7 protein-coding genes are annotated in these 8,283 nt (G+C 44.7%); 2 read left to right on the plus strand and 5 right to left on the minus strand.

What is annotated here, in order from left to right; all coding sequences use genetic code 11:
* The 4 genes from PLH26_RS17760 to PLH26_RS17775 form a co-directional block, all read right to left on the minus strand.
* Window positions 1–1,170: TonB-dependent receptor (locus tag PLH26_RS17760; protein WP_324587376.1), on the minus strand; the 1,170-nt coding region annotated here is incomplete at its 3' end.
* 73 nt (window positions 1,171–1,243) lie between these two features.
* Complete coding sequence (locus PLH26_RS17765) at window positions 1,244–2,221, minus strand: diaminopimelate dehydrogenase (RefSeq protein WP_324587377.1); 978 nt, start codon at window positions 2,219–2,221, stop codon at window positions 1,244–1,246.
* A gap of 57 nt (window positions 2,222–2,278) precedes the next feature.
* Window positions 2,279–2,560 (minus strand): carbohydrate-binding family 9-like protein, encoded by a 282-nt coding sequence (locus PLH26_RS17770; RefSeq protein ID WP_324587378.1) that lies wholly within the window; start codon window positions 2,558–2,560, stop codon window positions 2,279–2,281.
* A gap of 355 nt (window positions 2,561–2,915) precedes the next feature.
* Window positions 2,916–3,908, minus strand: coding sequence for a hypothetical protein (locus tag PLH26_RS17775; RefSeq protein WP_324587379.1), 993 nt, complete (start codon window positions 3,906–3,908; stop codon window positions 2,916–2,918).
* Window positions 3,909–4,065: 157 nt separating this feature from the next.
* On the opposite strand from PLH26_RS17775, the gene PLH26_RS17780 reads away from it, so the two are divergent.
* Window positions 4,066–4,518, plus strand: coding sequence for a DUF2269 family protein (locus PLH26_RS17780; protein WP_324587380.1), 453 nt, complete (start codon window positions 4,066–4,068; stop codon window positions 4,516–4,518).
* On the opposite strand, the gene PLH26_RS17785 is transcribed toward PLH26_RS17780, so the two are convergent.
* Window positions 4,515–6,017 carry a hypothetical protein gene (locus tag PLH26_RS17785; RefSeq protein ID WP_324587381.1) on the minus strand — a complete coding sequence of 501 codons (1,503 nt, stop codon included), beginning with the start codon at window positions 6,015–6,017 and terminating at the stop codon, window positions 4,515–4,517. The genes PLH26_RS17780 and PLH26_RS17785 overlap by 4 nt on opposite strands.
* 484 nt (window positions 6,018–6,501) lie before the next feature.
* On the opposite strand from PLH26_RS17785, the gene PLH26_RS17790 reads away from it, so the two are divergent.
* On the plus strand, window positions 6,502–6,900 hold the full coding sequence (locus PLH26_RS17790; protein ID WP_324587382.1) for a hypothetical protein: 399 nt from the start codon (window positions 6,502–6,504) through the stop codon (window positions 6,898–6,900).
* The last annotated feature ends 1,383 nt before the right edge of the window (window positions 6,901–8,283 follow it).

Below are 8,283 nucleotides of genomic sequence, written 5' to 3' on the forward strand. Positions count from 1 at the left end.
CGTTTCGTCCTGCGTGCGGTGCGTGATGCCGGTAAGATCTTTTATGGTTGATTCGTAGTCGTGGTAATAAATATCGGAAAAACGCTTCCCTTTGCTGATGCGATAGGTATAGGCGGCAGTGAGTATATTTTTATCATCGAAAAAATAATCAAGCCCGGCCCTTGCGTTATTGTACATTCCTTTTAAGCGGTGCTCCATGTTTTTGGTGGAGATAAAAGTGCTGTCGTTGCGGTAGAGCTCCTGGTACAAATCGTTTTTTCCAGGTGCATTGCGGTAGGAAGCGGAATAATTAACAAAAAAATTAAAGCTCCTGTGCCGGTAGTTCACATTGGCCGCCAGCCCGAAATTCTCGGGGTAGCCCGCCACCACATCAAACGAGCCGTTGAACCCTTCCTTCCGTTCCTTTTTTAATACGATATTAATGATGCCGCCCATGCCTTCTGCTTCATAGCGGGCAGATGGATTGGTGATGATCTCTACTTTTTCTATCATGCTGCCCTGCAGTTGCTGCAGGCCGCTTCCGCCTTTGATGCTCACCAGGCCGGAAGGTTTCCCGTCTATCAGTATACGAACGCTGTTGCTGCCCCTGAGGCTTACATTGCCTTCCACATCTACTGCCACCGAAGGTATATTGCTTAAAATATCAGCGGCCGTGCCCCCGGCATTGGCCAGGTCTTTGCCTACATTGAATATTTTTTTATCAAGCGCCAGTTCCATTGAGCTTTTCTCGGCCTGTATATATACTTCTTCAAGTGTTTTGGAAGCAGAGATGAGTTGTATAACACCAAGGCTCAGCGGAGTGTTATCGGGTGTAAGCGTAACAGCGGCGGTTTTAAACGGAGTGTAGCCAATGAATTCAATAAGGGCATAGTATGTGCCGGCAGACGCTTCAATGGTAAAATTCCCCGATTCAGCGGTAGTAACGGTGGCAACCGAAGAGCTGTCGTGCAGCTTATACAGTTGAACGGTGGCATAACCAAGAGCGGTGTTGGCCGCGGCTTCCGTGACCTTGCCGGTGATTTTCAGGTCTGTTCCTTTTTGCGCATGCAGCACCGGGCATATGAGCAGTAAAAGAAAAAAGAGAAAGCCGCAAACAATATTTGAGGAAGAAGGCTTTCTAAAGCGGGCGATCCTTTTTCTTTTAACAATGGAAGGCAAATATTGGTTCAATGGGAACAAGTTTAAAGGTGCTGTTGCAAAAGCGTAAAATTAATCAAAACTTCGGTCTGCGCCCGGGTTGTAATCATAATAAAGATCCGCGAAGCTCCTCAGGCGACTTTGGCGACAAATATCCCAAAGGAATATCAAGCACGGTACGGGCGCCTGTTTGGCCTTCTTTTGCCATTTTTCCCACAGCCCTCGCGTAAGCTACTAAAACACTCGCGGTAAATTCCGGATTGCTTTCCAAAGCCAGGCTAAACTCAATCCTTTGTTTTGATCCGTTTCCGGTAACGCCCGAACGGAATACGATACCTCCATGCGGCATCGTTGAATGGTTTGCTTTAAGCTCAGCTTCTGTTATGAAATGAACAGTGGTTTGATATGCATCAAAATAATGAGGCATTTTTTTGATGGTATTTTCAATTTCCTGTAAACTGGCATCTTCCTCTGCAACAACATAACAAACCCGCTCATGTTTTTCGGATGTGGAAAGCCCTGGGTTTTCACCCGAGCGCACCCGTTCTATTGCTGTTTCTTTAGGTATCGTATATTGAACGCCGTTTTTAACGCCGGGAACGCGTCTTACCGCATCAGAATGGCCCTGGCTCAAACCCTTGCCCCAGAAAGTATAGTCCTCGCCTTGCGGTAAAATACTTTGACCGAGCAGTCTTGCCAGGGAAAACAATCCGGGGTCCCAGCCGGTAGATATAAGACTTAATGTTTTATTAGATATTGCAGATTCGTTTACTTGTTTGAAATATGCCGGGATTTTGGCGTGCATATCAAAGCTATCAACGGTGTTAAACATTTTTGAAACCATGATCACCTGCTCCGGCAGGTCTTTTAAAGAGCCGCCGCAAAGAATCATTACGTCAATTTTGCCCTTGTAAGCTTCCATTTGATCAATAGCCACCACTTTTGATGCGCTGTTTATTGCTTCCGGTACCCTTCTTGTAAAAATGGCTGCTAATTCCATGTCCGGATTTTGTTTAACTGCCATTTCAACGCCTTTTCCCAGGTTGCCATAACCCACGATGCCCACGCTTAAAATCCTATTCAATTTGTGTATCCTCCTTTTGGTTTATTGTTTTATTATTTGTTCGTTACAAGCTGCTTTTCACCTGTTTGCCAAGCCGCAAATTAAGCCCAATAAAAAATGAGGGCAAAAAGATTTTATTATTCTTCCGGCAATGAAAAGCTCTACATCATTATCCTGGTAAATCAATGCGTCTCTTTGGGTATGGGTAGCCGTTACAAAAGGCTCTTCAATCCAATACCCCACGTACAGGTACTGGTCATCCCACAACACTGCCGCCCGTGTATCCAGGCAGGTTGCGGCCCCGGAAATAATATCTGTAAACCTGTTTGACCTGAAAGCTATTTTTCCAGATAGCTTCATTCAGTTTTCCGTCAATTACCGGGGCGTGGTTGATTTTATATGCGGTATAACGCGAGATGTCTTCCTCCTTACAGGGCATCAAACGGCTATCATTCGTTTGCCCGGTGCCCGTCAGCATTAAAAGCGTAAAAAGCAGGAAACCCGAAAAAGATAGCCATTTAATCATATAAGGTGAACTGGGGTTATTTTTTTTAATATGCTGCCGCAGAATTGCCCGGTGGTACAGGAATCGCCCAATGCAGAAAAAGGTAATGGTTATTGTCGTTGCCGTTATTTACCGGCGGCCCCGGGTGTTTCGTATCTTTTTTGCGTGCATATGCCGATGCAGGCACAATGAGCGCGATATGTGCTCTTTTCAGTACGGCAAATTGATTGAATCCGGCGCTATAAATTCATGTGTATAATCATTTTTCAAAAAGCTGATCGGATCATTGGGAACCGTAATAATGTCTTTTTTGGTAAGGCCCCAGGGTTTCCAATGCTCTGCCAAAACGAGGGCAAACATAGAGTCATCCCATTTGCCGAACAGCGGTTTGCCGGCATCTGCCGCTACCGGTAATGTTTCAATGGTAATTCCTGCATCATTATTCTCAATGTTATATCGTGGCTGGTAATGCAAAAGATAATTTGAGTAAAAGAACCTTGCGCATAGCTCCTCAAATTGAACAGGATGCAATACTGCATCGCTTATCTTATCAAGAATGTCTTTTTGCGTTTGCTTTACCAGTCCGCTGTCCTGGAAACAGGCAATGATGCCAAACCCATTCATGCCAAGCGAGAAGATAAGGTTCACCGGATCATCGCGGTAACTGAAAATGTCTTTTGAATATTTGAGTCTTACAACAGAAATACTCCAGGGCTGTAACCCTTTAAAGGCAACAGGCGATACGAGCGACTGGAGCATCAGGTGAAACAAACCCAGCCGTGCTTTTAAAGGGGGCGAAAGCCTGAACGCTTTATTCTGCTTTTGCAGTCTTGCCTTTTCGAATAACAATTCATGATACAATACGCCATATACGATTTTACCCATCCATAAAAATAATGTGTGAGATGACAGTAACGTTACGCCTTCATAACCTTTATTTAAAGCTTCCTGAATTTTAAGTTCCAGGTCGCTGAAAGCTTTTGCTGCTGCAGCGGAACATGGCAACTTCAGCTCTCCGTACAAAACAGAGGTTACCTGGTCTATCATTTTAAATTTTTGATCTCTCAGCAGAAAGCGATCAAGTATCCAGGCAGGAAAAACGGTGATGTTATCATCCGGGTTTTTTAGATCGGCACCCGTGAGAAAGCAGGTGGGGGAGTGGAGCTGTAAATTTTCGAGCGGATTATAAAACCGAAATGGCATAATGGCAAAAGTATCACATTATCTCTCTTTATACCGTTGTTGATCTAAATCTGTAATAAATTTGCTAAAAAATGCTCACTGTATTACCAACCTTTCCCATCATCATTAGGATATGTTTGTAAAGCCGGGTAATATTGTAAAGCTGCAAGTTTAGATCATGACGTTTTATAGTTTTCTTTTATTGATCCATGTTTTTTCTGCCATTTTGGGTATGGGACCGGGCTTTGTTATGATTTATATTGTAAACAGGGCCAAAACCATGACAGAGTTAAAACATGCTTATCTCATCCGCAACCGGCTACACAATTTCGTGATGGTTGGCGGAACGCTGCTGCTGCTTTCGGGCTTAGCGATGGGAGCCATCCGACCCTATTTGTTTCACATGGGTTGGTATGTTACCAGCCTGGTACTGTTCCTTATTGCCCTGGGGTTCGGCCCTGTTGTGCTGTCGCCAAGGTCGAAGCCCATAAAAGCATTACTGAAAAGCCATACGGATGATAAGATACCGGATACGTATTATGCATTAGCCGGTAAATTGTTCTTTTACGAACGGATCGAGAATATAATTTTCATGATCATTATTGCGCTGATGGTCTTGAAGCCTTTTTAGTATGTATATACTGTTTTTTCGGTATACAGGTGAGTATTGGAGGAATAAGATCTAAAGTTTTTGAGTAGCTGCACGGGATAACCGGCATCATCGTATGTATAGTTAAACCGGTAAGGGATGCTGGAGGGCATGCTGCCTGAATAGCTTTTGTTTTGTTGTATCATATTATTACGGCTGTTGTACCGGAGGTAGATGTCCTGTATGCCCAGCAGGTAGTATGGATTGATATTATTGTCGTATTCAAAAGTGCCTCCTTCAGAAGCGCCTGCCGAGCTGATCCCTGATTCTTTTGTCCTGTTCCCGTTTTCAACCTGGTATGTATATTCAAGCGCATGACCGTTCTCGTAAAGATAGTCAATGGTTACCTTCCTGCTCCCGTATTCAATGCTATGTTCTACGGCAGCATAGGTCATCTGGTCGTAGCTTTTTTGTTCCATATGCGTTATCTGTCCGTTATTGTTATACATGAATTTTAAATAACCATAAGACTTGTTGTTTCCGTCAAAATATTGAACATGCATTAATTTGCCCGGCTGGTACTCAAATGCATGTACCTGTTGTAACTGAAGTTCTGCGTATTGCGGCAGCTTTTGATAATACATGGTTTTTACCAGTTGCCCTGCACCGTTATAATGATAGGTTTTCCTGCTGACCAACCGGCTTGAACCATCGCTTTCAATCCATGTTTTTTCTTCCGACAATTTGCGTGCGGCCACGCTGCCGCCGATAGCAATGCTCATACCGCGTGTAACGGCGGAAGCCGGCATGTCCATCTCATCGGTTACATTCCATTTGCTATAGGTAAAAACGAAACGCGAAGCGCCCACAGGAAGGCTGATCGTATTGTTGCCCGCCTGCAATTGCACCTGTTCCGAATGCGGGTTGTCCTGCGCATCGTACCATGTGATCAGCAGCTGCCCGTCCATATTATCATATACATACCCGCCCACATTAACCGTAGCTTTCAGTTGCACTGTAAACCGGTCCTGTCCTTCAAATGCATTTGTTGGATAACCAAAATCGGTTGCATTGCCGGCAATTGTTATGGGTGCAGCGGTAAGATTTACTACCGGTTTATCAGCATTCGCTACCAGGCGAACCGCAAGGGGAGTAGTTACCTCGTTTGCCCTGGCAGATGCTGCCCTGGGCACGGCATACAGGTATTTCCCGTTTTTGTCGGCAACCTTTAGCTGTGTCAGCCGGTACTCGCCCGCCGGTAATACGACCGGCCCTGTATGCAACCGCTCATCCTGCTCCTGCAGCTTTACTTTCACAACTTTTTCCTGTCCTGTTTGCTCTAATACCAGTATTGCCTGAGCGTTTTGAATACCTGTATTACCGGGTAATGCAAGCGATATCTGCACGGCAGACGCTCCCGTTGGGGTTGGGGCGGAAGGTTCGGGTTTTTGAATGACTTCTGTATCTTTCGAACAACTCACTGCGATCAGCGAAGCGATCGTTAAGAAAAAGCCAATAGTTCTTATCATTCCTGATTTCATAAAATAGAAAATAAAATTTTTAATGTGCGATCATTTGTTACGGTTGATAATGACATGATCAGTAGCGGTAAAAAGATAAGACGCCGTTCATCCTTTACTTATACCACTTATAATGCATATCCGGTACCGTTGGTTTTCACCGCTTTGTTTGTGTTGCTGCAATTGATAATCGGGGAGACAAAAACGTTGCACCGGCGGTAAGTTTTTTTGCGGAAAAATGTAACGCCTGCCTGAATACCGGCCCCCCGCCCGACTAAACGTCGTTGGGGATTACGGCCGATGTCAGGAACGCCCTGATTAAGCTTTAGGCTACTGTGAATTAGGCAACAGAGCCCTGATACGTTTCCGCTAATTTACCTTACCAAAAAATTATATTTGCTTTATGGCATCAAAGCTATCGAAGCCGGTTCCCGGAAGCAAATGTATATTCATTGAAGGATGGAATTGAGAACATGCAGACCAATACGCTGAATACATCTTAACTTTGCCCATTCGGTATGATACAGGATTTATTGTAGTGATTGATGATCTTAACCTGGATGAACTGCGAAAAGCGGGCCGCATCGGATATTATTTTCGCTATCCGCTCCATCGCAATAACTTTCATGATCTCAGGATCAATGATCATATATACGGGCATTACACGGCAAAACCCCTTTATGGTCATCTCACCCCTGAGGGCCGCGTTGACAAATCGGCTGGATTCAATGGAGATGTGGCAGTGCTCTTTGTGCCGTTAGCGGCCAAAACTGCCGGTGATGTGAAATTGTTCATTTCACACACAGCGCCAAAGAACATTCAATTGCCAACGGGAAAACGGAACTGGAGAAAGATCAATGATGTAGCGGTAAAGTTTCTGACAAAGCATTTGGAAGAAAAATGAATGGCAGGTCTAAAACCGGCGGCCTTTATATTATATCTGCTTCCAAAGGAGGATTTATAAAATACTATCCGGCTCGTGCAGAACTGGCAGTATTTTCACTTGGTAATGTGAAGAGGTATGCGCCATAACCACTGTGATATAACCCTGAAAGGGTTGCAGGTCTATAACCCCTGTAACACCGAAATGGTATGACCCCGAAGGGGTCGAATACTTTGGGCTATGGTTATTATAAACCTTTTATCCCTTTGGGATAAGGAGGGCTACGTTTAGCGCAAAGGACTTATGTCTCTGCAATGACTTTTTATAATCATTGTTACACAACCCTGAAAGGGTTGTAGGTCTATAACTCCGGTAACACCAAAATGGTACGACCCCGAAGGGGTCGAATACTTTTGGGCTATGGTTATTATAAACCTTTTATCCCTTTGGGATAAGGAGGGCTACGTTTAGCGCAGAAGACTTATGTCTCTGCAATGACTTTTTATAACCATTGTTACACAACACTGAAAGGGTTGCAGGTCTATGACTCCGGTAACACCAAAATGGTACGACCCCGAAGGGGTCGAATACTTTGCGCTATGGTTATTATAAACCTTTTATCCCTTTGGGATAAGGGGAGCTACGTTTAGCGCAAAGGACTTATGTCTTCTGCAATGACTTTTTATAATCATTGTTACACAACCCTGAAAGGGTTGCAGGTCTATAACCCCTGTAACACCGAAACGGCACGACCCCGAAGGGGTCGAAGACCTTATGCTATTTCGCAGCGCCAGGGTCTGGCCGCCCGGCGGTGGCTTTTGATGAAGACCCCGGCGCGACTTCAATTATAAACCTTTTATCCCTTTGGGATAAGGAGGGCTATGTTTAGCGCAGAAGACTTATGCTCCCTCTTGTAGCTCTTTATCGTTTTCTTCCCGACGGGGTCTTCACAGCCTGGGCAATTGTGTGGAGTGTGACCCCGGCGAATTGAAAAATGATTAAATCTATGCCGAAAGGACTTCTTATTGCTTAATTTTTCGCAGCGCCAGGGTCGCATGGCATGCCCGCAGTAGCTTTTGATGCAGACCCCGGCGCGACTTCAATTCCTACTGCCAGGGTCCGTGGTTGCCCCGCAATAGCTTTTGATGAAGACGCCTGCGCTACTTCATGTCGCTTCACAGGGTAACAAATAACCAAAGCGGGGTTATTGCCAATAGAAACTTAATCCCCGCGGATTGAATAATGTTAATACCATAAAATTGCCAGACATGTATTCATATCAGAGCTTAAAAAGATCTCTATTTATCGCGTTTTGCCTTCCACTCGCGATGGCCTGCAAACAAAATCCAGAAACATTTGCTATTCATTCACCCATATCGCCGTCAGGTACGGATGCCGTTACCT

Origin of the sequence: Agriterribacter sp. (assembly GCF_035444585.1) — a bacterium.
Lineage (GTDB): Bacteria > Bacteroidota > Bacteroidia > Chitinophagales > Chitinophagaceae > Agriterribacter.

Bases quoted from the DNA above. Each gene is read 5' to 3' on its own strand.
- PLH26_RS17770 (WP_324587378.1), bottom strand. From the start codon at position 2,560: ATGAAGCTATCTGGAAAAATAGCTTTCAGGTCAAACAGGTTTACAGAT.
- PLH26_RS17775 (WP_324587379.1), bottom strand. From the start codon at position 3,908: ATGCCATTTCGGTTTTATAATCCGCTCGAAAATTTACAGCTCCACTCC.
- PLH26_RS17780 (WP_324587380.1), top strand. From the start codon at position 4,066: ATGACGTTTTATAGTTTTCTTTTATTGATCCATGTTTTTTCTGCCATT.
- PLH26_RS17785 (WP_324587381.1), bottom strand. From the start codon at position 6,017: ATGAAATCAGGAATGATAAGAACTATTGGCTTTTTCTTAACGATCGCT.